General features: G+C 66.6%; 25 protein-coding genes and 1 pseudogene. 21 read left to right on the forward strand and 5 right to left on the reverse strand.

The genetic code is table 11. The features are described from left to right. Nucleotides 1–34: 34 nt before the first annotated feature. Entirely contained in the window at nt 35–988 is a 954-nt protein-coding gene (locus K0O64_RS23850) for a helix-turn-helix transcriptional regulator (protein ID WP_220045806.1), read from the reverse strand. Nucleotides 989–1,318: 330 nt separating this feature from the next. On the opposite strand from K0O64_RS23850, the gene K0O64_RS23855 reads away from it, so the two are divergent. Together K0O64_RS23855 and K0O64_RS23860 are read left to right on the forward strand one after the other, a co-directional pair. Then, nucleotides 1,319–2,068: an STAS domain-containing protein gene (locus tag K0O64_RS23855; protein WP_125477492.1), complete on the forward strand. Its 750-nt coding sequence runs from the start codon at nt 1,319–1,321 to the stop codon at nt 2,066–2,068. A 156-nt stretch (nt 2,069–2,224) separates the two neighbouring features. After that, nucleotides 2,225–3,091, forward strand: a complete 867-nt coding sequence (locus K0O64_RS23860; RefSeq protein ID WP_096312200.1) for a TIGR03619 family F420-dependent LLM class oxidoreductase — start codon at nt 2,225–2,227, stop codon at nt 3,089–3,091. 3 nt (nt 3,092–3,094) lie between these two features. Here K0O64_RS23860 and K0O64_RS23865 read toward each other — a convergent pair. Beyond that, nucleotides 3,095–3,895, reverse strand: a pseudogene (locus K0O64_RS23865) (enoyl-CoA hydratase/isomerase family protein). A gap of 44 nt (nt 3,896–3,939) precedes the next feature. Here K0O64_RS23865 and K0O64_RS23870 point away from each other — a divergent pair. From K0O64_RS23870 to rnhA, 5 genes are all read left to right on the forward strand, one after another. Next, the gene (locus K0O64_RS23870) at nt 3,940–4,368 is read left to right on the forward strand and encodes a type II toxin-antitoxin system Rv0910 family toxin (protein ID WP_071949363.1); all 429 of its coding nucleotides are present in this window, start codon (nt 3,940–3,942) and stop codon (nt 4,366–4,368) included. Between the two features lie 115 nt (nt 4,369–4,483). After that, the gene (locus tag K0O64_RS23875; RefSeq protein WP_071949362.1) at nt 4,484–6,355 is read left to right on the forward strand and encodes a propionyl-CoA synthetase; all 1,872 of its coding nucleotides are present in this window, start codon (nt 4,484–4,486) and stop codon (nt 6,353–6,355) included. Continuing rightward, a complete protein-coding gene (locus K0O64_RS23880; RefSeq protein ID WP_096312201.1) occupies nt 6,352–6,987 on the forward strand; it encodes a VOC family protein in 636 nt (211 codons plus the stop codon). The genes K0O64_RS23875 and K0O64_RS23880 overlap by 4 nt, the downstream gene beginning before the upstream one ends. A gap of 195 nt (nt 6,988–7,182) precedes the next feature. Beyond that, nucleotides 7,183–8,250, forward strand: a complete 1,068-nt coding sequence (locus K0O64_RS23885) for an IS110 family RNA-guided transposase (protein WP_425574777.1) — start codon at nt 7,183–7,185, stop codon at nt 8,248–8,250. 14 nt (nt 8,251–8,264) lie between these two features. Next, nucleotides 8,265–8,738, forward strand: coding sequence for a ribonuclease HI (gene rnhA / locus K0O64_RS23890; RefSeq protein WP_071949360.1), 474 nt, complete (start codon nt 8,265–8,267; stop codon nt 8,736–8,738). A gap of 4 nt (nt 8,739–8,742) precedes the next feature. Here rnhA and K0O64_RS23895 read toward each other — a convergent pair whose 3' ends face one another. Then, a complete protein-coding gene (locus K0O64_RS23895) occupies nt 8,743–9,363 on the reverse strand; it encodes a maleylpyruvate isomerase family mycothiol-dependent enzyme (protein WP_071950329.1) in 621 nt (206 codons plus the stop codon). Nucleotides 9,364–9,422: 59 nt separating this feature from the next. Here K0O64_RS23895 and K0O64_RS23900 point away from each other — a divergent pair, with 59 nt between their 5' ends. After that, on the forward strand, nt 9,423–10,790 hold the full coding sequence (locus K0O64_RS23900) for an HNH endonuclease signature motif containing protein (protein WP_096312202.1): 1,368 nt from the start codon (nt 9,423–9,425) through the stop codon (nt 10,788–10,790). On the opposite strand, the gene K0O64_RS23905 is transcribed toward K0O64_RS23900, so the two are convergent. Continuing rightward, nucleotides 10,787–13,084, reverse strand: a complete 2,298-nt coding sequence (locus K0O64_RS23905; protein WP_425574778.1) for an ATP-dependent DNA ligase — start codon at nt 13,082–13,084, stop codon at nt 10,787–10,789. The genes K0O64_RS23900 and K0O64_RS23905 overlap by 4 nt on opposite strands. Nucleotides 13,085–13,128: 44 nt before the next feature. Here K0O64_RS23905 and K0O64_RS23910 point away from each other — a divergent pair, with 44 nt between their 5' ends. The 11 genes from K0O64_RS23910 (at nt 13,129) to K0O64_RS23960 (ending at nt 21,443) form a co-directional block, all read left to right on the forward strand. Then, nucleotides 13,129–13,344, forward strand: a complete 216-nt coding sequence (locus K0O64_RS23910) for a hypothetical protein (RefSeq protein WP_071949357.1) — start codon at nt 13,129–13,131, stop codon at nt 13,342–13,344. 34 nt (nt 13,345–13,378) lie between these two features. Next, a complete protein-coding gene (gene ku, locus K0O64_RS23915) occupies nt 13,379–14,293 on the forward strand; it encodes a non-homologous end joining protein Ku (protein ID WP_071949356.1) in 915 nt (304 codons plus the stop codon). A gap of 137 nt (nt 14,294–14,430) precedes the next feature. Beyond that, nucleotides 14,431–15,222 carry an SDR family oxidoreductase gene (locus K0O64_RS23920; protein ID WP_071949355.1) on the forward strand — a complete coding sequence of 264 codons (792 nt, stop codon included), beginning with the start codon at nt 14,431–14,433 and terminating at the stop codon, nt 15,220–15,222. A gap of 8 nt (nt 15,223–15,230) precedes the next feature. Next, nucleotides 15,231–16,304: an NAD(P)H-dependent amine dehydrogenase family protein gene (locus tag K0O64_RS23925; protein ID WP_071949354.1), complete on the forward strand. Its 1,074-nt coding sequence runs from the start codon at nt 15,231–15,233 to the stop codon at nt 16,302–16,304. A gap of 27 nt (nt 16,305–16,331) precedes the next feature. Further along, nucleotides 16,332–16,658, forward strand: coding sequence for a hypothetical protein (locus K0O64_RS23930; protein ID WP_071949353.1), 327 nt, complete (start codon nt 16,332–16,334; stop codon nt 16,656–16,658). 31 nt (nt 16,659–16,689) lie between these two features. Beyond that, nucleotides 16,690–16,932, forward strand: coding sequence for a hypothetical protein (locus tag K0O64_RS23935; RefSeq protein WP_071950328.1), 243 nt, complete (start codon nt 16,690–16,692; stop codon nt 16,930–16,932). 59 nt (nt 16,933–16,991) lie between these two features. Continuing rightward, a complete protein-coding gene (locus K0O64_RS23940; protein ID WP_071949352.1) occupies nt 16,992–18,215 on the forward strand; it encodes an Nramp family divalent metal transporter in 1,224 nt (407 codons plus the stop codon). A 1-nt stretch (nt 18,216) separates the two neighbouring features. Next, a complete protein-coding gene (locus K0O64_RS23945; protein WP_071949351.1) occupies nt 18,217–19,269 on the forward strand; it encodes a poly-gamma-glutamate hydrolase family protein in 1,053 nt (350 codons plus the stop codon). Between the two features lie 46 nt (nt 19,270–19,315). Beyond that, entirely contained in the window at nt 19,316–20,098 is a 783-nt protein-coding gene (locus tag K0O64_RS23950; RefSeq protein ID WP_083542845.1) for a DUF1365 family protein, read from the forward strand. A 53-nt stretch (nt 20,099–20,151) separates the two neighbouring features. Next, a complete protein-coding gene (locus tag K0O64_RS23955) occupies nt 20,152–20,715 on the forward strand; it encodes a sigma-70 family RNA polymerase sigma factor (RefSeq protein WP_096312204.1) in 564 nt (187 codons plus the stop codon). Continuing rightward, on the forward strand, nt 20,712–21,443 hold the full coding sequence (locus tag K0O64_RS23960) for an anti-sigma factor (protein ID WP_096312205.1): 732 nt from the start codon (nt 20,712–20,714) through the stop codon (nt 21,441–21,443). The genes K0O64_RS23955 and K0O64_RS23960 overlap by 4 nt, the downstream gene beginning before the upstream one ends. 1 nt (nt 21,444) lies before the next feature. Here the strand turns inward: K0O64_RS23960 and K0O64_RS23965 are convergent, their stop codons facing one another. Further along, nucleotides 21,445–22,542 (reverse strand): glutamate--cysteine ligase 2, encoded by a 1,098-nt coding sequence (locus tag K0O64_RS23965; RefSeq protein WP_096312997.1) that lies wholly within the window; start codon nt 22,540–22,542, stop codon nt 21,445–21,447. Nucleotides 22,543–22,651: 109 nt separating this feature from the next. Here K0O64_RS23965 and K0O64_RS23970 point away from each other — a divergent pair, with 109 nt between their 5' ends. Beyond that, nucleotides 22,652–23,485, forward strand: a complete 834-nt coding sequence (locus tag K0O64_RS23970; protein ID WP_220045808.1) for an LLM class F420-dependent oxidoreductase — start codon at nt 22,652–22,654, stop codon at nt 23,483–23,485. A gap of 54 nt (nt 23,486–23,539) precedes the next feature. Then, nucleotides 23,540–23,821 carry an ANTAR domain-containing protein gene (locus tag K0O64_RS23975; RefSeq protein ID WP_096312207.1) on the forward strand — a complete coding sequence of 94 codons (282 nt, stop codon included), beginning with the start codon at nt 23,540–23,542 and terminating at the stop codon, nt 23,819–23,821. The last annotated feature ends 44 nt before the right edge of the window (nt 23,822–23,865 follow it).

The following is a 23,865-nucleotide window of genomic DNA, read 5'->3' on the forward strand; positions in this document are numbered from 1 at the left end:
AGTGCTTCCCGGTGACCCGCGGCGCCAAACCCCCTCAGCCGTGCAGGGTGACGCTCGGTGACTCTCCGAATTCCGCGCGATAGACCTGGCTGAACCGCCCGGTGTGGGCGAAGCCCCAGCGAGTGGCGATCGCCGACACGGTGTCGTGGGATGGGTCGGCCGCCAGCAGATCTCGGTGCGCGCGATCCAGGCGCACCCGCCGCAGGTAAGCCATCGGCGTGGTGTCGAGATGCCGCCGGAACATGTACTGCACGGCTCTGGGCGTGACGTTGATGGCCGCGGCGATATCGCTCATCGAGATGTCCCGTGCGCAGTTGTCCTGGATGTAGTCGATCGCTTGGCGCACCAGTGGCGCGGAGACCTGTGGCTGCTCGACGGGTTGGGCGTCTGCGTAGGTGTTCGGGAAGACATGCAACAGCGTCGACGCCAGCAGCGAAACGGCGCCACCCACCACCAACGCGGCATCATCCGGACAGCGGACGCCGGTCAGGGTCGACGTCACGTAGCCGACGGTCGTCTCCCATTGCGCAGCCGCGGCGGGCGAGCGGGGGCGCGCGGAGGTGAAACGGACCGCGGACCCACCGTCGGCCGCGAGGTCCCCCGTGATCCGCAGCAGTGCCTCCGGCACGAGTGCCGCCACTGACAGCTCGGCATCCTCGGTCTGCGCCCAGCACGGCCGGCCCGGGCGCACGGCGAGCACCACGTCGCCGGCCGCGCACTGCTCAGCTCGGGCGTTGGTACCGATCCGCGCATTGCCTGCCTTGACCTGGGTGACGAGATAACACGACCACTCACCGGTCTCGAACTTGAGAGTGCTCGGCAGCTCCGCGTCGGTGACGCTGACTTCTCCGATCTCCATCCGAGACAGGCGGATGGGGTGGTCAGGATCGAGACCGTCGATGCGACCGTCGGCACCCCAGGCGCTCTTGAAGAACGCGGCGGCCGCGTCCGGATCGGCGGTGGTGCAGGTGGTGTGGTGCGGAAGCACCGGAGTGAGAGCTGTGATTGTTCGTCCTGACTTTGAACGGCGGCCCAAGCCACCGAGGCGAAACGCGCAGAAGCACGGCTGCGGCATTCGTCATGAGGTCGTGCGGCTCGAGCGTTGTTCTCAGCTCTGTGGCAACACTACCCCGCGGCAGGTGAAAGCGAAGGCAACAAGCCGGTTGCCTGTCCCTCTATCGGGTAGTGCTTTGCGTATGAGTCAGCCGCCCCGAACAGCTCGCCGACTTCAGCGTGTGGTGAAGCAACCTGGTGGCGCTATCGTCCGGGGCATGCGACGAACGTCGTGCGCGAGCCACCCCACCGCCGGGAAGTCAACATGAGAATGGAGCGAGTCCGCACCCGGAGCGAGGTCAATGACGGCGCGACAGTGCTGACTGTCCACGGCATTCTGGAAAGCGTCAGCTACCGCCAGCTTCGAGACGTCATCATCGAGGCCGCGATCGACGCCCCGCGGGCCGTGATTGTCGATATGACCGAACTCGTCGTGCCGACCGAGAGCGCCCTGGCCGTTTTCACCAGCGCCCGGTGGCACATCGCCCGCTGGCCCGATATTCCACTACTCCTGGTGTGTTGCACTCCCGACGGACGAAACCTTCTGCGCCGCAACGGCATCAGCCGATTCCTTCCTGTCTATCCCGCTGTCCAGCAGGCAGCCGCTGCAGTAGCCGCGCACGAAACACCTGAGCGCCGGCGTGCGCGGATCGTATTGACCCCCGACTCCCACGGCGTCCACCTGTCACGTCAACTGGTCTCCGAGTGCATGCAGGACTGGGCGCGCCCGGAAGTCATTCCGGCAGCCAAGGTCGTGGTCTCCGCGTTGGTGGAGAACGCTGCGCTACACGCAGGCGGGGCCACCGCCGTGCGACTGGAGATGCGAGATGATGTGCTGACAGTGGCGGTCGAGGACAGCAGCACGATCGCACCAGCAATCCTCGAGCGGTTTCCCTGCACCGAGAAACTCTCGAGTTTGAAGATCATCGACGCGATCTGCCGCACGTGGGGGTGCAGCCCCACCACCACCGGCAAGGTGGTGTGGTGTGCGATCGGCCCCGAGAACACGTTGTGACGCGCACCTGGGTCGCGCGCTCAGAACGTTCCTCGTCCCTAGGCAGTCGGTCCCCGAACCCGAATCTGACGTGATCCTTACATGATGCAACCGTTTATTCAGGTCGACAACCCGCATCCGGGACCCGGGAAGTAGAACACGTTCTACTATCGCGACATGCGATTCACCTACGCCGAGGCGATGACCGATCCGACGTTCTATATCCCGCTCGCTCAGGCCGCCGAGGCGGCGGGTTATCACGCGATGACGATTCCGGACAGCGTGGCCTATCCGTTCGAGTCGGACTCCACGTATCCGTATACACCGGATGGCAATCGAGAGTTTCTGGACGGCAAGGCCTTCATCGAGACGTTCGTGATCACCGCGGCGCTCGGCGCGGTGACCGAACGGCTGCATTTCAACTTCTTCGTCCTCAAGCTGCCGATCCGGCCGCCGGCCCTGGTGGCCAAACAGGCCGGCTCGCTGGCCGCGCTGATCGGCAACCGTGTCGGCCTCGGCGTCGGGACCAGCCCCTGGCCGGAGGACTACGAGCTGATGGGCGTGCCGTTCGCCAAGCGCGGCAAGCGCATGGACGAGTGCATCGACATCATCCGCGGCCTCACCAGCGGCGACTACTTCGAGTACCACGGCGAGTTCTACGACATTCCCAAGACAAAGATGACGCCGGCCCCGACCGAGCCGCTGCCGATCCTGATCGGCGGACATGCCGACGCCGCATTGCGGCGGGCGGCCCGCAACGACGGGTGGATGCACGGCGGTGGCACCGAAGATCTCGACGAGCTGTTGGCGAAGCTGAACCGCTACCGCGAAGAGGAAGGCACGGCGGACAAGGACTTCCAGATCCACGTCATCTCGGCGGACGCCTTCACCGTCGACGGCGTCAAACGGCTGGAGGACAAGGGCGTCACCGACGTGATCGTCGGGTTCCGGATCCCCTACATCAAGGGCCCCGACACCGAGCCGCTGGATGCCAAGATCCGCAACCTCGAGTGGTTCGCCGAGAACGTTATCGCCAAAGTCTAACCGTCACAGCGGATCCCACTTCGGCGCGCGCTTCTCGCGGTGCGCCATCGCGGCCTCCCGCGGGTTATTGGTGAACCCGGTCAGAACCTGCGTCCGGTTCTCGATCTCCTTGGCGTGCCGCAGACTCGGCGCATCCAGGGCCGCATTGAGACCGGTCTTGGTCTGCCAGACCCCGAATGCATTGTTCGCGGCGATGCTGCGCGCCATCGCCAGAGCGGCGCCGGCGAGGTCGTCCTCGGACACCACCTCGTGCACAAGCCCGATTCGGTAAGCCTCGGCCGCGTCAATGATTCGTCCGGTCAGCATCATCTCGCGGGCCGCGCCCGCCCCGACGATCTTCGGCAGCAGATAGCTGGTGCCCATGTCGAGCGATGAGAACCCAGCCTTGATGAACACCGAACCGAAGCGTGCGGATTGCGAGGCGAGTCGGATATCGCAATGCAGCGCGTAGGCCAGTCCCCCGCCGACGGCCACCCCATTGACCGCCGCGACCACGGGTATGGGCAGTTCATAGAGCCGGGTCAGCTAATCGGCCAGCCGCACCTGCGCGTCATAGGTCGTCTTGAACTGCGCGGCGGCCGGCTCGGTCCACGGCTCGCCGGTACCGCTGAGGTCGGCGCCCGCGCAGAAGCCGCGTCCCGCGCCGGTCAGGACGGCGACCCGGTACTTCCACGAGCTCAGCTCGTCGAGGGCGTCGTCCACACCGTCCATCAGGGCACCGTCGATCGCGTTGAGCACATTCGGCCGGTTCAGCGTGACGTGGGCGATCCCGTCTTCGACCTCTTCAAATTCCACCGCAGCCATGTGCTGCACGTTAGCGGTGGCCATCCATCGGGTATAGGCCGCCCATGGCTACCGTTGATGTATCCGTGCCCTCCGACGTGGCGCCGCAGCAGGCCTGGAAACTCGCCTCGGATCTCAACCGCTTCGACGAGTGGATGACGATCTTCGCCGGCTGGCGCGGTCCGGTGCCGGAAACGATCGCCGAAGGCACCGAGGTGTCGTCACTGATCAAGGTCAAGGGCTTCCGCAACACCATCCACTGGCGGGTGACCAGATACGACGAGCCGCACACGATCGAGCTGACCGGAACCGGCTGGCCCGCCGTCAAGATCTGCATCACGATGAACGTCACCGATGCTGACGGCCGCACCTGTTTTCACCTGATCTCCGACATCTCCGGCGGGGTCCTCAACGGACCGATCGGACGGCTGGTGGCCAAAGTGCTGGAATCAGATGTCCGCAAATCGGTGTCGAATCTGGCCGCGCTGGCCTGACGGCGTGCCGCTCGGCGCAGATGCCGGTGCGTTCGGCGACAAACCCCTGATAGGTGACGACTGCGTCACATGACCGCGCTACCGTGCTTACACCCAATGACGGGAGGAAGCCGGGATGGGCGAGTATCGCCAACTGTTCGACGCCAGCGTCGCTGACCCCTGCGCGTTCTGGGCGCAGGCTGCCCGCGCGGTTACGTGGACTCGCGCACCGAAGCGGATTCTCGACGACAGCCACCCGCCGTTCTACCGATGGTTTCCCGACGGTGAGCTGAACACGTGCGCGAACGCGCTCGACCGGCACATCGACGAACGCGGCGACCAGGCCGCCCTGATCTACGACTCGCCGGTCACCGGCACTCAACGGTTGTACACCTACCGCGAATTGCTCGACGAGACAGCGCGATTCGCCGGTGTGTTGCGTGACTTGGGCGTCGGCAGGGGCGACCGTGTGGTGCTCTACATGCCGATGATCCCCGAGGCGGTGATCGCGATGCTGGCCTGTGCCCGCTTGGGCGCGGTGCATTCGGTGGTGTTCGGCGGCTTCGCCGCGCATGAGCTCGCCACCCGCATCGACGACGCGCAGCCCGTCGCGATCGTGTCGGCATCGTGCGGTATCGAGCCGACCCGGGTGGTGGAGTACAAGCCGATGCTCGACCACGCGCTGGAGCTGGCGTCGCACAAGCCCGCGGCGTGCGTGATCGTGCAGCGCGACAAGCACACCTGCGATCTGGTGTCCGGGCGCGACATCGACTGGACCTCCGCGATGGCGTCGGCCGAGCCCGTCGACCCTGTTCCGGTGGCCGCGACCGATCCGCTCTATGTGCTCTACACGTCCGGCACGACGGGTAAGCCCAAGGGCATCGTGCGCGACAACGGTGGCCACGCCGTCGCGCTGCTGTGGAGCATGCGGCACATCTACGACATCGACCCGGGCGACGTGTTCTGGGCGGCCTCCGATGTCGGGTGGGTGGTCGGCCATTCCTACATCGTCTACGGACCGCTGCTGGCGGGCGCGACGACCGTGCTGTACGAGGGAAAGCCCATCGGCACACCGGATCCCGGCGCATTCTGGCGCGTCGTCGCCGAGCACGGGGTGAAGGCGTTGTTCACCGCACCGACGGCGATCCGGGCGATCCGCAAGGAGGACCCGCAGGCCTCGCATGCCGCTCGCTACGACCTGTCGGGGCTGAAGTATCTGTTCCAGGCCGGCGAGCGGCTGGATCCCGATACCTACGCGTGGGCGTCGGAGAAACTCGGCGTACCCGTTGTGGATCACTGGTGGCAGACCGAGACCGGTTGGGCGATCGCGGCGAATCCGATGGGCGTGCAACATCTTCCGCTGAAGGCCGGCTCGCCGACGGTCCCGATGCCGGGTTACGACGTGCGAATCCTGCGGGTGGATGGTTCGCAGTGCGAGCCGAACGAGGAAGGTGCGATCTGCATCAGCCTGCCGCTGCCGCCGGGCACGCTTCCGACGCTCTGGGGCGACGATGCGCGCTACGAGGCGTCCTACCTGTGCGAGCACCCCGGCTACTACCTGACCGGCGACGGAGGCTATCTCGACGAGGACGGCTATCTGTTCGTGATGGGCCGCATCGATGACGTGATCAACGTTGCGGGACACCGATTGTCGACGGGATCGATCGAAGCGGTACTGGCCGCGCACCCCGCGGTGGCCGAATGCGCGGTGATCGGGGTGGCCGACGAGATCAAGGGCCAGGTGCCGCGCGGCTTCGTAGTGTTGAAGGCCGGGGCGTCGGCCGAGGGGCTGGCCGAGGAGTTGGTGGCCGCCGTGCGTGAGGAGATCGGTGCGGTGGCGTGCTTCCGGTTGGTCGATGTCGTGCCGGCACTGCCGAAGACCCGGTCCGGCAAGATCCTGCGTAAGACGATGCGCGGCATCGCGCACGGCAAGGACGAGCCGGTGCCGTCCACCATCGAGGATCCGACCGTGCTGGAGACGTTGAAGCCGATCCTTCAGGGGCCATGACCGTCACGATCGACGAGATCCACATCGGCGATCCGGCCTCGGTGTGGCGGGACGCGGGGTTCAGCGTCGACGACGACTCGGTGTGTCGCATCGGCGACGTCCGGGTGCGACTGGGTATGGGTGGCACCGGGATTGTGGGATGGACGTTGCGGGGCGCGGCTTCGCAGGGCGAGCTGGACGGGATTCCGACCCTGCCGTCCGATGCTGAGGTCGCCGCGCCCGCCACGCATCCGAACGGGGTGACGTCGATCGATCACGTCGTGCTGTTGTCCCCCAACCTCGCCCGCACCGTTGCCGCACTGGGTGCGATCGGGCTGCAGCCGCGCCGGGAACGGGATGCCGAACTCGGCGGACAACCGATGCGGCAGGTCTTCTTCCGGCTGGGCCCGGTGATCCTCGAGGTCGTCGGGTCGCCATCGGCGGCGGGTGACGGACCGTCGTCGCTGTGGGGAATCACCTACGTCGTCGCCGACATCGACGCGACGGCGGCGTTCTTCGGCGACCGGACGCTGCCGGTGAAAGACGCCGTGCAGCCGGGGCGCCGGATCACCACACTGCGGCATCGAGATCTGGGCATGTCGGTCCGCACGGCGATGATTTCGCCGCCTATTCTCGGCTCAGTGTCAAGGTGAAGTCGCCGCTGTTGCGGTGGTTGGATCCTGATCACCTGGTGTCTGGCTCGTAGTCTCGGTGCCGCCTTCGGGTTGGCGTGCATGCGTTTTGTCGGCATCAGGTGTGAAGGACCGGCCGGCGTGACTTGATAGGAGCGTGGCATCGCCCCCACTGAGATGTGTCCGCCGACCGGCCCAACCGTCACCTCACAGTGAATGGAGGCAACCACCATGGTTGTTGTTGGAGCCGATGTACACAAGCGCACGCACACCTTCGTCGCCGTCGACGAGGTGGGCCGCAAGCTCGGGGAGAAGGTGGTCAAGGCCACCACTGACGGGCATCGTCAGGCGGTGCAGTGGGTCCGATCCCAGTTCGGCGTCGAGGTGGTGTGGGCGATCGAAGATTGCCGGCACTTGTCGGCGCGGCTGGAGCGAGATCTGCTGACCGCTGATCAGAAGGTGGTCCGGGTACCGCCGAAGTTGATGGCCTATGCCAGAGCCTCGGCGCGCACCCGGGGTAAGTCTGACCCGATCGATGCGTTGGCTGTGGCGCGGGCCTACTTACGGGAGCCCGATCTGCCGATCGCCTCCCATGATGAGGTGTCGCGGGAGTTGAAGTTGTTAGTAGATCGCCGTGAAGACCTTGTCGGGCAACGCACGTCGACGATCAATCGATTGTTGTGGCGGGTTCATGAGTTGGATCCCAGTCGGGCTCCCAGGCCGGGTTCGTTGGATCTCGCCAAGCATCGCACGCTGTTGGGCGACTGGCTGGCGACGGTGCCTGGTCTGGTCGCCGAGCTCGCCCGCGACGAGCTGGCCGACATCACCCGGCTGACCGAACAGATCGATGCGCTAGCCAAGCGGATCGGTGAACGCGTGCGGGTCATCGCCCCGGTGCTGCTGGCGATGCCGGGGTGCGGGGAACTGACCACGGGCAAGATCATCGGTGAAACCGCCGGGGTGCCCCGCTTCAAAAGCGAGGCGGCTTTCGCCCGTCACAGCGGTGTGGCGCCGATTCCTGTGTGGTCGGGCAATACCGCCGGACGGGTCCGCATGACCCGCACGGGCAACCGCCAACTCAACGCCGCCCTGCACCGCATCGCCGTCACCCAGATCCGCCTTCCCGGCCTCGGACAGACCTACTACCGACACCGACTCGCACAAGGCGATTCCAGCACCGAGGCCCTGCGCTGCCTCAAACGCCGACTGGCCCGCGTCGTCTACAGCCATCTCCACACCGATCATAGAAATCGAACTCAGCCTTGCCAAACAGCAGCGGCTTGACATAGGAGAAACTCATGAGCGCGGAGGTCAGCGAAATTGTTGTCATCCACACCGACGGCGGCTGCCGACCCAACCCCGGTCCCGGCGGGTGGGGCGCGGTGCTGCGCATGCGTGAACACGTCCGTGAGATGTGCGGCGGCGAGGCCGGCGCGACAAGCAACAACCGGATGGAGCTGACCGCGCCGATCATGGCGCTCGAGGCACTCACCCGGTCTGTGACCGTGCACCTCTACACCGACAGCACGTACGTCCGGAACGGCATCACCAAGTGGGTGGTCGGCTGGCAGCGCAACGGCTGGATGACCGCCGCCAAGCAGCCAGTGAAGAACGTCGACTTGTGGCAGCGGCTTCAGCTCGCCTGCGAACGCCACCGCGTGGAGTGGTTCTGGGTCAAGGGCCATTCAGGTGTCGCGGACAACGAGCTGGCCGACCAGTTGGCGACGCGCGGTTTGCACGAGGCAATCGCCGCGGCGGGGGTTGCGATCTAGAGCGCTATCGTGACCGTCCACTGAGGATTCGCACGCCTGGGCCGGTCAGCTCGGCCAGCACGCCGCGGCGGCGGGCCATGGTCATGAGCAGCGCTTCGCCGAGGCCACGAACTTCGGGACCGCGTCCGCTTGCCCATTCCACATCAGTGGCAACCAGCCGGACTCCGCGGGTGTACCAGCCACCGCGAATGAGGGGCGCTGCCGTGGTGAACTGAAGAGCAGCGGCGAGGCGTTCGGCCGGTATCGCGCGCGGCCGGTTCAGCGCGCGACGAATGTCTTGCTGATGGATCATGCTCTCCACTAGTGCAATTCGATTGCCGAAGCCCGATCCAACACCTCGAGGCGCCGCGCGATCTCGCATGGCGTCGACTATCTCTTCTTGCCGACAGACCGAATAGCGCTTTACGTCGGCGGCGTTGAGCCGGTCCACATGGAATCGATGCTTGACAAGTGCGAAAGCGAACGCGGCCCGGCTGCGGTCGAGGTAACCGATGACATGAGCGGCAACGTCGCGGACCCGCCAATCCCCGCACAGGCTCGGAGCGTTCCATTGCTCGTTGCTCAAGCCACTGAGCAGGTCGGCGAACTCGTCACGTTCTTGAGTGGCCAACGTTCTCATTCCCATCGGTGCCCACTGTCGCATGGCACAAAAACTTGTCGGCGGGTCGGCGTAGTCTTTCGAACATGAGTTCGATCGACGTGGTATTGGAGGCACTCGACGAAGCAGTCGAGTCGCTGGCCGCGGTCGATCTCGATGTCTTGTCGCCACCGGAGCGATTTGTGGTCCTGGAGCGAATGGAGACCGCGCGGCGGCGTCAGGTGGCGGTGGCCCATTCGTTGGTCAGCAAGTTGGAGCGGTTCGAGGGCTGCCCGAAGCTGGATCTCACGTTGGCGGACGTGTTGCGGGTCAGTCCTACCGAGGCGCGCCGCCGCCTCCGCGATGCCGCACAGTTGGCGCCGCGCACCACCTTGACCGGAGAACCGCTGCCCCCGGTGTTGCCCGAGACCGCCGAGGCGTGGGCCGCCGGTGAGTTGGATGTTGAACATCTGCAGGTGATCCAGAAATTCTTCCGCCAACTGCCCAGCCATGTGCCGCCGGCCGCAATGGAAAAAGCCGAACGCATTCTCGCCCAGAAGGCGGCCGTGCTGCGCCCCGATCATTTGGAGAACGTAGCCGAACGCCTTGCGGCGCACCTGAACCCGGATGGCCTGTTCTCCGACGAAGACCGTGCACGCCAACGCAGCTTCACCTGGAGCCGTCGCCAACGCCCCGACGGCATGAGCGAAGGCAGGATTGTCGCCGACCCCGAAACACGGGCACTGATCGACGCCGCGTTCGCCAAGTTCGCCGCACCGGGCATGTGCAACCCGGCCGACGAGACCCCCACCGTTCTCGACGAGCCCACCGATGACGCACGGCAACGGGATTCCCGTACCAGGGGTCAACGCCAGCATGATGCGCTCAAAGCAATGATGCGCGGACAGCTCGGGGATCCGAAACTCGGTCAACACAAGGGCTTACCCGTCACGGTGATCGTCAGCGCGACGCTACAAGACCTTCAGGCTCAGACCGGGCACGGGGTTACCGCCGGCGGGACCCTGCTGCCGATGTCGGACGTGATCAGGATGGCCAGCCACGCCTATCATTACTTGGCCCTGTTCGACGGTGTCGACGGACGAGCGCTGTGGTTGGGCCGCACCAAACGCATCGCCACGGCAGACCAGCGAATCATGTTGCATGCCAAATATCGCGGCTGCAGCAGACCGGGCTGCGACGCACCCGGCTACCACAGCGATGTCCATCACGCCGCACAAGACTGGAAGACCGGCGGCAATACCGACATCGATGACCTTACGCTGGCCTGCCCACCCGACAACGAACTCGTCGAATCCGGCGGCTGGAGAACCCGGCAATTACCCAATGGCGACACCGAATGGATACCGCCACCGGGACTTCCGATGCTGCGCGGCGGCGTCAACGACTTCCACCACCCGGAACGGCTGCTGGGCGGAGATCGGCCGCCCGACGATGTGGGAGATGACGCGGCCTAACTCGGCGACTCCAGCTCCACGTCGGCGGGCGCCTTATCGGGCCGCAGGCCACGCCAGCTCGGATGCCGCAGTCGGCCGTCGGACGTCCACTCGCCGTAGCGCACCTCGCCGACCAGCTCCGGCCGCACGTAGGTGACGCCCTTGGCGTCCACTCTGGGAAGCGGTGTGGCAAAAGGTGATTCATCGGTGTGAAGCGGCTGAAGGATTTTCTTCAACCGGCCCAGCTCCTTGTCCGAGAACCCCGTGCCCACCCGGCCAATGAACCGAAGGCCGCCGTCTTCCGGAATGCCGAGCAGCAGCGCACCGATCCCACTTGAGCGTCCGCCATTACCCTCTCGCCACCCGCCGATCACGGCTTCCTGGGTGTTCCAGTTCTTGTCCTTGATCCACGCCGCCGATCGCCGGCCGGGCTGATACGTGGAGTCCCACTTTTTGGCGACGACACCCTCCCACTTCTTCTTGCGGGAGAACTCCAGTGCCTCCGGACCGTCACCGTCGAGCAGCGGCGGCACGATCAGATTTGTTCCCTGCGCGAACGTTTCGAGCACCTTCCTCCGGTCGCGATACTTGGCCTTCAGCAGTGAACGCCCATCGAGCCGCAGGATGTCGAACGCCCAGAACTCGATGCGGGTGGCGCGCACCCGGTTCTGCATCTCGCCGAAGTTCGGCACCCCGTCGGCATCCAGTGCAACGACCTCACCGTCGAGGATGACGTCGTGGTCGGCGAGATCGGCTGCCAGCGAAGCCAATTGCGGATAGTCGGCGGTCAGGTCGCGCCCGCTGCGTGATTGTGCGCGCAGCTGCCCGCCCGAGATCTCGACCAGTAGCCGATAACCGTCGAACTTGCCCTCGAACCCGTATTGCGCCGCAGTCAGTTTCTCGACCGACCCCAGCGTGGCCAGCATCGGCGAATAGTCCTGCAGGCGCGGGGCCGGCTGCTCCTTCATCCGGTGCGCCAGCCACTGATCACCGTTGGTCTGGATCAGCGCATAGCGGCCCGAGATTCGCTGGCCGTGCAGGTCGACGATCACCTCGCCGCCCTTGGCCGGACCGTCGGGGGCACGGTCCCGGAACTTCTCCGCCTCATACGTGCCGGAGTCCCAGATGATGACCTTCCCGCCGCCGTACTCCCCCTTCGGGATGTCCCCTTCGAAAGTCGCGTACTCGAGGGGATGGTCCTCGGTGTGCACGGCCAGATGGTTCACCGCCGGGGTGTCTGGCAGATTCTTCGGCACCGCCCACGACACCAGCACGCCGTCACGCTCCAGCCGGAAGTCGTAGTGCAGGCGTCGCGCATGGTGTTCCTGGATCACGAACGTGTTGTTCTCCCCGATCGCCGGCCTGGCGGCGGGCACCGGCTCCGGTGTCTTGGCCGCATCCCGCATGCTGCGGTACGTGGTCAGCCGGTCATACCGCGGCACATCGTCGTCCAGTCCGGCCAGCAGATCACCCTGCTCGGCGACCCGCGCCAGCACCTCGTGATACTCCAGATGCCGTAACTCCGGATCGCCGATCTCCTCCCACGTCCGGGGCGCGGCCACCGTCGGAGTCGCCCGGCCGCGCAACGAATACGGCGCGATCGTCGTCTTGGACCCGTTGTTCTGACTCCAATCCAGAAACACCTTGCCGTCCCTCAGGCTCTTGGTCATCGTCGCGGTGACGAGCTTGGGCATGCTCTTCTCCAGCTGCTGGGCGACCCGGCGCGCCACCGTCACGGCACCGCTGCTACTCACCGGATCGGCCAGCGGCGCATACAGATGCAACCCCTTGCTGCCACTGGTCAGTGGATACACCGTCAGCCCGATGTCCTCCATCAGCTCCCGGACCGCATTGGCAACCTCGCACAGTTGCGGCATCGTCACGCCCTCACCCGGGTCCAGGTCGAAGACCAAACGTGTTGCAGGCCCGGGCTTTCCGTCCGGAGTGAACCGCCATTGCGGCACATGGACTTCCAGCGACGCCTGCTGCGCGATCCAGGCCAGCCCAATGGGGGTTTCGATGATCGGATACGTGGTGCTGCCCGAGCGGTGGTCGACCGTCGCGCGCTCCAGCCAACCGGGCGCCGAACTGGCCAGCTGCTTTTCGAAGAACGACGGCTCGTCGACACCGTTCGGCCAACGCTTCCTGGTGACCGCCCGGCCGGCGATGTGCGGCAGCATCACGTCAGCGATCGTCGTGTAGTAGGAGAACACGTCGGCCTTGGTGGTGCCGGTGGCCGGATACAGCACCTTGTCGGCGTTGGTCAGCGTGACCCGCGGTCCTCTCGTCGCCCCCGGCGGCCACACGTCATTCACCATCACACGGTATTACCCGCTGATACCGTGGACTAGTGAAGAAAATGCTGGTGGCCGCTCTGGTAGCGCTACCCGCGTTGATCGGCGCACCCCAGGCCGTCGCCGATCCGGAGGATCACGTCCCCTACTGCTCGGGTGACCAGACCCCGATGAACAGCAATTGCCAGGATCCGCCTGAACAGGGGTACATGAGCGGTTCGCCGGGTGCGAACCCGGATACCCCGCTCGGGTTGAACCCGGGTGTCGAGCCCGTCATCTGACCGCGGCAGCTACGAAGCCCTGCATACTGGACATATGCGTTCCATCTGGAAAGGCTCGATCGCATTCGGTCTGGTGAACGTCCCTGTCAAGGTGTACAGCGCCACCGAAGACCACGATCTGAAGTTCCATCAGGTGCACGCCAAGGACAACGGCCGCATCCGCTACAAGCGCGTGTGCGAGGTGTGCGGCGAGGTCGTCGAATACCGCGACATCGCCAAGGCGTATGAATCCGACGACGGCCAGACCGTGGTGATCACCGACGAGGACATCGCCACCTTGCCGGAGGAACGCAGCCACGAGATCGAGGTGGTCGAGTTCGTCGCCGCCAGCGAGATCGACCCGCTGATGTACGACCGCAGTTACTTCCTGGAGCCCGACGGCAAGTCGTCCAAGTCCTATGTGCTGCTGGCCAAAACGCTCGCCGACACCGATCGGGTGGCGATCGTGCACTTCGCCCTGCGCAACAAGACCCGCCTCGCCGCGCTTCGGGTCAAAGACTTCTCGAAGCGGGACGTGATGGTCATCCACACCTTGCTGTGGCCCGACGAGATCCGCGATCCTGACTTCCCGGTGCTCGACAAAGAGGTGGAGATCAAGCCCGCCGAGCTGAAGATGGCCGGCCAGGTGGTCGAGTCGATGGCCGACGACTTCCGGCCCGACGAGTTCCGCGACACGTATCAGGAGCAGCTCAAGGAACTGGTGCAGGCCAAGCTCGAAGGCGGCGAGGCATTCACCACTGAGGAACAGCCGGCCGAGCTCGACGAGACCGAGGACGTCTCGGATCTGCTGGCCAAGCTCGAAGCCAGCGTCAAACGCCGCCGCGGCGAATCGAGTGACAGCGACGGCGAGGCGAAGAAGGCACCCGCGAAGAAGGCCCCTGCCAAGAAGGCGGCCAAGAAAGCGCCCGCGAAGAAGGCAGCCAAAAAGGCCCCCGCGAAGAAGTCCTGACCCGTTCAGGATGTGAATTTTTCGCCGATTTTCGAACTCGGCGCCAAAGTAGAACGTGTTTCAGTTACGTTCCGAAATGAGCGTCATCAACCGCAGCGGTCTTGTTACGGTGTTCGCCGACAACGGAAGAGAGACACGTGATACTCGACAAGTTCAGACTTGATGGTCAAGTTGCAGTGGTCACCGGCGCCGGCCGCGGCCTCGGCGCGGCGATCGCGGTCGCTTTCGCCGAAGTCGGCGCCGACGTCGTCATCGGATCGCGCACCCAGTCCGAGCTGGAGTCGGTCGCCAAGCAGATCGAGGCGGTGGGCCGTCGCGCCCACATCGTCGTCGGCGACCTCGCCCATCCGGAGACCACGGCCGAGTTGGCAGGCAAGGCCGTCGAGGCGTTCGGCAAGCTCGACATCGTCGTCAACAACGTCGGCGGCACCATGCCCAACGCGCTGCTCAACACCAGCGTCAAGGATATGAAGGACGCCTTCACCTTCAACGTCCTGACCGCGCATGCCCTCACGTTGGCCGCCGTACCGCTGATGATCGAGCACTCCGGCGGCGGCAACATCATCAACATCACCTCGACGATGGGCCGGCTGGCCGGCCGCGGATTCGCCGCCTACAGCACCGCCAAGGCGGCGCTCGCGCACTACACCCGGCTGACCGCACTGGACCTGTCCCCCAAGATTCGCGTGAATGCGATCGCGCCCGGGTCCATCCTCACCTCGGCCCTGGAGATCGTCGCCTCCAACGACGCGCTGCGCGACCCGATGGAGAAGGCGACGCCGATGAAGCGACTCGGCGATCCGCTCGACATCGCCGCGGCAGCGGTCTATCTCGCGTCGCCCGCCGCCAGCTACCTCACCGGCAAGATGATCGAGGTCGACGGCGGCCTCATCGTCCCGAACCTCGACCTCCCGATCCCGGACCTGTAAGGAGCGCCATGACCATCCGCGTCGCACAAGTCGGCACCGGCAATGTCGGTGTCCACGCGCTCAAGGCGTTGATCACCAACCCGGCGTTCGAGCTGACCGGTGTCTGGGTCTCCTCGGATTCCAAGGCGGGCAAGGACGCCGCCGAGCTGGCCGGGCTCTCCGATGCCACCGGCGTCGAGGCCACCACCGATCTCGACGCGATTCTCTCGGCCAAACCGGACGCTGTCGTCTACAACGCACTGGCCGACAACCGCCTGCCCGAGGCGCTCGAGGACTACCGGCGCATCCTGGCCGCCGGGGTCAATGTGGTGGGCAGCGGCCCGGTGTTCCTGCAGTGGCCGTGGGAGGTGATTCCCGACGAGATGATCAAGCCGCTGGAAGATGCTGCCCAGCAAGGCAATTCGAGCCTCTTCGTCAACGGCATCGATCCCGGATTCGCCAACGACCTGCTGCCGCTGGCGCTGGCAGGCACCTGCCAGAGCATCGAGCAGATCCGCTGCATGGAGATCCTCGACTACGCCACCTACGACAGCGCCACAGTGATGTTCGACGTGATGGGCTTCGGCAAGCCGCTCGACGACATCCCGATGCTGCTGCAGCCCGGCGTACTGAGCCTGGCCTGGGGCTCGGTGATCCGCCAGATCGCGGCCGGCCTCGGTGTCGAACTCGACGGCATCGAAGACATGTACGTGCGTGAGCCCGCGCCCGAGGACATCGAGATCGCCGCGGGCACCATCGCCAAGGGCACCGCCGCGGGACTGCGCTTCGAGGTGATCGGCTTGGTCGGCGGCGCGCCGGCGATCGTGCTCGAGCATGTCACCCGCTTACGCGAAGACCTGTTTCCGGAATGGCCGCAGCCAGCCCAGCCCGGCGGCAACTACCGCATCGAGATCACCGGCGAACCGTCCTATGCCGTGGATGTGTGCCTGGGCTCGCCCAACGGCGACCACAACCACGCCGGGTTGGTGGCCACCGCGATGCGTCTCGTCAACGCGATCCCGTCGGTGGTGGCGGCGCCGGCAGGCATCTGCACCACAATCGACTTGCCGCTCGTCACCGGCAAAGGGCTGTACGCTCCCTAGTAGGGAACTGCCAGGAAGGGAATGTGCATGCGGCAAAGGCTCCGCTACGTCTTTCCGATCGTCATCGCCGCCGGTGCGGTTGCCGGTGTCCTGGCGCCGGCCGCGTCCGCTGACACGACCTTGATCAACCCGACGATTCCCAACTGCGTCGACACCGGAGGCAGCACGGTCATCGGTGGCCAGACCACCGAATGCGCGACCCCGGGCAACGTCCAGCTCAACTCCACCCCGGAAGTTCCGGAGGATTTCGCCTACCCCTGGGGCGACGAATTCTACGGTCCCGCACTGATTTTCGGCGGCCCCGGCCCCGCAGCCGGCGGTGGTGGCGGCGGCCACGGCGGCGGAGGCCGCTGACCAAAGAAGTACGGCCACGAAGGAGGCCACCATGCGGACCAAGATTGTTCTTGGCACTCCTGTCCTGATTGCGGTTGCGAGCGTGATGCTGGCCGCCCCGGCGGTCGCCCGCCCGGCACAGTGCACCAACCCCGGCCCGAGCACGACGATCTGCGAAACCCCCGGGCATTCGCAGATCACCACGTCGCCCAACCCGGCCCTGCAGAACCCGCTGGCCGGCTGGGGCTGGGGTGGCGTCGGCATCGGACTCGGCGGAATCTTCATCGGTTTCTGACGGGCTTTTTCGGCTACCCTCACTTTCGAGTTTGAGGTACCGGATAGAAGGCTCGGGGATTGGCACAGGTGACGCGCGGCCGTAGCGCGGGCTTATATCTGCTCGGTCCCGCCTTTGTGGCGGCAATCGCCTACGTCGACCCTGGCAACGTCGCGGCCAACATCAGTGCCGGCGCGCAGTTCGGGTTCCTGCTGGTGTGGGTGATCGTCATGGCCAACGTGATGGCCGGGCTGGTCCAATACCTGTCGGCCAAGCTGGGCCTGGTCACCGGACGGACACTGCCCGAGGCCGTGCGGGACAACACCCGCACCCCGACCCGGATCGGGTATTGGCTGCAGGCTGAGATGGTCGCGATCGCCACCGATCTGGCCGAGGTGGTCGGCGGCGCCCTCGCGCTGCGGCTGCTGTTCGGACTGCCGTTCCTGCTCGGCGGGGTGATCACCGGAGTGGTGTCGCTGGTGCTGCTGGCCGTGCAGGATCGCCGGGGGCAGCGGGTGTTCGAGCGCGTCATCACCGGTCTGCTGATGGTCATCGCGATCGGCTTCCTGTCCAGCCTCTTCGTCCGGACACCGCCCGCCGCCGACGTGCTGGGCGGCCTCCTGCCCCGATTCGACGGCCCGGAGAGTGTTCTGCTGGCCACGGCGATGCTCGGCGCGACCGTGATGCCGCACGCGGTCTACCTGCATTCCGGCCTGGCCCGCGACCGGCACGGACACCCCGAGGCGGGCGCGCCACGCGCCCGGCTGCTGCGGATCACGCGGTGGGACGTCAGCATCGCCATGCTGGTGGCGGGTGCGGTCAACATGTCGATGCTGCTGATCGCCGCGACGAACCTGCAGGGCCGTGACGACACCGACTCGATCGAGGCGGCCCACGCCGCCGTCCGCGACGCGTTGGGTCCTACGGTCGCACTACTTTTCGCGATCGGACTGCTGGCCTCGGGCCTGGCGTCGACGTCGGTCGGGGCGTACGCCGGGGCGATGATCATGCAGGGTCTGCTGCACAAGACCTTCCCGCTGCTGATGCGCCGGCTCGTCACGCTGATCCCGGCGCTGGTGGTGCTGGGCGTCGGCGTCGACCCCAGCCGTGCGCTGGTCATCTCGCAGGTGGTGCTGTCGTTCGGGATTCCGTTCGCGCTCGTACCGCTGGTGCGTCTGACGAGTAACTCCGAGCTGATGGGCTCCGACGTCAACAGCCGGCTGACCACGGCATTCGGCTGGGCGGTGGCCGCGGTCATTACGCTGCTGAACGTGGTCCTGATCTATCTGACTCTCGCGCACTGAGATGCGTCACCCGTACTTCGCCTACGGGTCCAACCTCTGCGTGCAGCAGATGGCCCGGCGTTGCCCCGAGGCCGCCGACCCGCGGCCGGCGACGCTGGCCGATCATGACTGGCTGATCAACGAGCGCGGGGTGGCCACCGTCGAGCCCTTCGCGGGCAGCACCGTTCACGGGGTGCTGTGGTCGCTGAGCGACCACGACCTGGCCACCCTGGACAGTGCCGAGGGGGTGCCGGTGCGCTACCGCCGCGACCGGCTGACCGTGCACACCGCCGACGGGCCCGCCCCGGCCTGGGTGTACATCGATCACCGCACCGAACCCGGTCCGCCCCGCCCCGGTTATCTGGAACGCATCATCGACGGCGCCCTGCACCACGGCCTGCCGCAGCGCTGGGTCGACTTCCTGCGCCGGTGGGACCCGGCGCACTGGCCGCGATCCTTGGCTTCGAATTCCTCTGGGCCGCAGACTCTTTCAGAGTTGCTTACCGATCCGTCGGTTGTCGAGGTGAGCCGGCTGCGCTCGCGGTTCGGGTTCCTGGCCATCCACGGCGGCGGTCTGGAGCAGATGACCGACGTCATCGCCGAACGGGCCGCCGACGCCGCGGGCGCGTCGCTGTATCTGCTGCGCCATCCCAAGGACTATCCGCACCACCTGCCCTCGGCGCGCTATCTCAGCGCCGAATCCGAACAACTCGCGGCGTTTCTCGACCACGTCGAGGTGGCGGTGTCACTGCACGGATACGGCCGCATCGGCCGCAGCACCGAGCTGCTGGCCGGCGGCCGCAACCGGGAACTCGCCGCCCACGTCGCCGGCCATCTCGAGCTGCCCGGTTACCGGGTCGTCACCGACCTCGAGGCCATCCCGGCCGAGCTGCGCGGCCTGCATCCCGACAACCCGGTCAACCGGATGCGCGGCGGCGGCACCCAGCTGGAGTTGCCGACCCGGGTGCGAGGCATCAGCCCACGGAGTCAGCCGCCGAACGACGACGGCCTCTCGCCGGCCACCTCGGCATTGGTGCAGGGCTTGGCCGCGGCCGCGCACTCCTGGCCGGTGTAGCCGCCGAAGCTCGACTACCACCCATCCACGCGCGGGGCCGCTCCGAATAACGGATGTGGAACCGACAAGCACCCGCCGCCCGACGACCGCGCTGTACCGGACCCGCATCACGCAGTTACGCAGGTCACCGGTGCGCCACCACACCGAGCGCTGCAGCTACAGCTGGTACGTCGACATCGACGACCTGCCCCGCCTCCCCCGCTGGCTGCAGCCGTTCGCCCGGTTCAAAGCCGAAGACCACTTCCACGGCGCCCCCGACGACACTTTGCGCCAGCGAGTCGACGCGGTACTGGCCGACCATGGCGTCCACCTGCCGGGCGGCCGGATCACCGCGCTGCTGGTGCCGCGCGTGCTGGGCCGGACGTGCAACCCGCTGAGCCTGTTCTGGTGTCACGACGCCGCCGGTGTCCTGCGGTGTGTGCTCGCCGAGATGCAGCACGGCGGCCGGCGGCACGCCTACCTGCTGCCGCCGGGCGAATACTCGACGCCGTTCGGCGGAACGGCAGGCCAGTTCGTGATCCGTGCCCCGCGGCCCGACGACGAACTGGATCTGCGCATGTCGCTGGTCCGCGACCACGAGACCGCTCTGGTCGCCACCGTGCGCGGCACTCGACGGCCCGCGACGGCCGGACAGGTTCTGCGGCTACAGGTGACGGCTCCGCTGGCTCCGCAGATGACCGCGTTGAGCATGCGGGTCCATGAATTCGTGTTGCGACTGCGGGGTGTGCCGCCGATGCCGCGCCCGGCCGAGCTGCCGGAACGGCCGCCGCAGACGGTGGCCATTCGCCCCGGTTGGAGCGCACAGAAATGTTCGTGGATGCCATCGTGACATGTGCGGCCACAGGGGCCGTTAGGCTACGCCACGATGCCAGCAACACTTGGATGGCGGCGTTGACGACCGCGGCCGCTGAACTCGACGCGCTGCTGCGCCGGGTCGCTCAGCGCGATGCAGACGCCTTCGCCTCTTTTTACGACGCCACCCGTTCGCGGGTGTACGGCCTGGTCACTCGAGTCCTGCGGGACCAGGGCTACAGCGAAGAGACCACTCAGGACGTCTACCTGCAGGTGTGGCGGACGGCCGAAAGCTACGACCCCGCCTCGGGCAGCGCGGTGGCCTGGCTGCTCACCCTGGCGCACCGCCGTGCCGTGGATCGGGTGCGCTCCGAGCAGGCCGCCACCCAGCGCGAGTCCCGCTATGGCGCGGCGAGCGTTGAGCCGCCGTCGGATCACGTCGCCGACGCGGTGATCACCGAGGACGAACGACGACAGGTGGCCGCCTGTCTGGACGGGCTCACCGAAGTGCAGCGCGAGTGCATCGAACTCGCCTATTACCAAGGAATGACCTACGTACAGGTGTCGGAGCGACTGGCCGCCAACCTGGCTACCGTGAAGTCGCGGATGCGCGACGCGCTCCGCGGCTTGCGTAATTGTTTGGGTGTGCGATGACTGAACCACACAACAGCGATCTGCTGGAACTTGCTGTGCCGTATGCGCTGCATGCGGTGTCCGACGCTGAGCGCGGTGAGATCGAGGACCGGCTGGCCACCCTGGCCCGCCCGGACGCCGACGCCTTCTACGACGAGGTGCGGGCCGTCCGCGAGACCATGGCCGTGGTCTCGTCCGTGAGCGCGAGCGAGCCGCCTGCCGATCTGCGTGAGCGGCTGCTGTCCGCGGTGGCCGCCGACAACGTGCGCAGTCTCCCTGCAGCGCAGCCTGTTTCGACGGGCCGCGGCTGGCGGGGTGCGGTGTTGGCGGTGGCGGCTGCGCTGGTGATCGGTCTGGGCGCGGTCGGTGTCGGTATTGCGCTGCGGCCCGAGCCGGCGAAGGTGTCGACCGCGCAGCAGGTGTTCGCCGCCAAGGACGTTCACACCGTCTCCGGCGCGATTCCCGGTGGTGGCACCGCGACGCTGGTGTTTTCCCGCGAGACGAACGCAGGCGTGCTGGTGATGAACGATGTGCCAAAACCGGCCCCGGGCACCGTGTATCAGATGTGGCTGGTCGACAACAGCGGCGCCACGTCGGCCGGAACGATGGACGACAGCGCGGTGACGCCGTCGACGACAGCGGTGCTGCCGGACCTCGGTGACTCGAAGGCGCTGAAGTTCACCGTCGAACCCGGGACGGGCTCGACCCAGCCGACCGGCGCCGTCGTCGCCGAACTGCCGCTGGCCTGAGTCAGGCCGTCTCTGTCGTCGCCTTGGCGGCGACGGCGATGACGTCGGCGATCTGGTGGCGTTCACGCCAGGCGGCTCGTTGTCGCATGGCGCCGTTGCCATCCCGCAGCAGCCGGCCCACTTCGGCATGGACCCACTCGCTGTCGCCGAGTTCGTCCAGCGCCGGCTGCAGCAGCCCCAGCCACTCGCCCAGCACCCGTGACGTCGGCGCGGTCGCCCACCCCTCGATGACGTCGATCATCTGGCCGTCCAACCCGTCGTGGGCGGCTTTCCAATACGCGGCTCGCACGATGTGGTCGTCGACCTTGGGCGCCTGGTGGCCGCCGCGCTCGGCGGCCAGCGCGGTCATCACCGCCGCGCGGGCCAACGTCGCCAGCAAGACGGTCTCGGCCGCGGTGGCCGGCACGTCGGCGACCCGGATCTCCACCGTCGGGAACTTCTTGGAAGGGCGGACATCCCAATAGACCATGCCTTCGTCGAGCATGGCACCGGCGTCGTTCATCAGCGCGACGATCGAGTCGTAGTGCTCAACCGAGTCGAGGTGTGGCGGCGGACCGGCGCTGGGCCAGCGTCCCCACAGCACACTGCGCCAACTGGCGTGGCCGCTGTCGGCGTTGCGATAGATCGCGGAGTTGGCGGTCAACGCCAACAGGATCGGCAGCCACGGCCGCAACCAGTTGCTGACGGCGATGGCCGCCTCCCTGTCGGGCACCTCGACGTGGACGTGGCATCCGCAGATGCCCTGCTCGTGGGCGATCATCCCGAACCGGTCGGCGATCTCGCGATAGCGCGGCTTGTCGGTGATCGGGAAGCTGCGCGGCACCGTGGGCGGCAGGCCGACGGCCAACAGCCGCGCGCCAGCCTTCTCGGCGGATTCGGCCGCCACCCGCCGCAGCTCGATGAGCTGTTGGCGCAGTTGCGAACTCGTCTGCGCCACATCAGAGGTGGTCTCGACCTGACACGAGGTCAGTTCGAGCTGCAGGTCCACCCCGCGCTCGGCGGCATACTTGGCGACCTCGGTGTTGAGGGCGACCGGTTCCCCGGTGGCGGGATCGACGAGGAGGAATTCCTCCTCCACGCCGACGCTGGGCGGTTTCACGGTCCACGAGATGCCCACGCCGGGGTGGGGTCAAACCCAAAGGTCAGCCGTGCCACATAGCGGGACCGACACTGTCGATCGCGGGGCGCCCGGACCTAGCATCCGACAGATGGGCAAAGACTTTCGCTTCGGCATCGGTGTGCGGTCGGTCAAGTCGGCACAGCGGCTGCGCGAGACGGTGCGCCGCTTCGAAGATCTGGGGTTCGACGTCCTGCACGTGCCGGACCATCTCGGCCGGTTCGGGGTGCCGGCGCCGTTCCCCACCATGGTGGCCGCCGCCGAGGCCGCGAAGACGATGCGGGTCGGCACGTTCGTGATCAACGCGGCGTTCTACAAACCCGCGCTGCTCGCGCGCGACGCCGTCGCCGTCGATGTGCTGAGTGAGGGCCGGCTCGATCTCGGGCTCGGTACCGGCTATGTGCGTGAGGAGTTCGAGGCCGCCGAGATGCCGTACCCGAGCGCCGGCGAGCGGGTCGACCACCTCCGGCACACCACGCAGTACCTCAAGCAGACGGCGCCGACGATCCCGATTCTGATCGCCGGCAACGGCGACCGGGTGCTGCGGATCGCCGCCCAGCACGCCGACATCATCGGCCTCACCGGAGGCGGGGTGCCGCAGTACCCCGGCCATGACCCACTGGCCGAGCGCATCGAGTTCGTGCGGAGCGCAGCAGGTGACCGGTTCGCCGATCTCGAACTGAACATTGCGATCACCGGTGTGCCGACGGATTCGTCGGGCATCCCGGATCTCGCCTTGACCCGCGGCTACGCCCCGGACGCCACCGAGGAGCAGCTGCTGGCCCTGCCGACGGTTCTCACCGGCACGCCGCGGGATATCGCCGACACCCTGCGCGCGCGCCGCGACGAATACGGGATCACCTACTTCACCGTGCAGGACTACCACGCCGAGTACTTCGCCAAGGTCATCGAGGAGCTGCGCTAAGGGTTTGCGATCCCGCGGGCGTGGCAATCGCCTTTGATACGGGAGGCAACGAGCATGACAGTTTTACAAGGCTTCTTGACGGAGCACGACGGCTACGACGACGCGAAGGTGCAACAGTGCGCCGAGGGCGTTCTCGTGGGTTTGAAGAGATGCACGGTGGACGCTGCATTCGGAGAGATCGACCGGGTGTCGCGGCGCCATCGCCTGGACATCCGGCGGGTGGCGCAGGCGCTGATCCGGTTGGCCCAAGGCGTGGAAGCCGAGGTCGACAGCAATGCGACGGCCGTCGCCCGCTATGAGTGGGGTGCACTACTGGCAGGGCGGCGACGGTCATGATGCGTCGTATCGTCGCCTGGGTCCGGCACGACTATCCCGCGGCT

The organism is Mycolicibacterium pallens, assembly GCF_019456675.1.
GTDB classification, from domain to species: Bacteria; Actinomycetota; Actinomycetes; order Mycobacteriales; family Mycobacteriaceae; genus Mycobacterium; species Mycobacterium crocinum.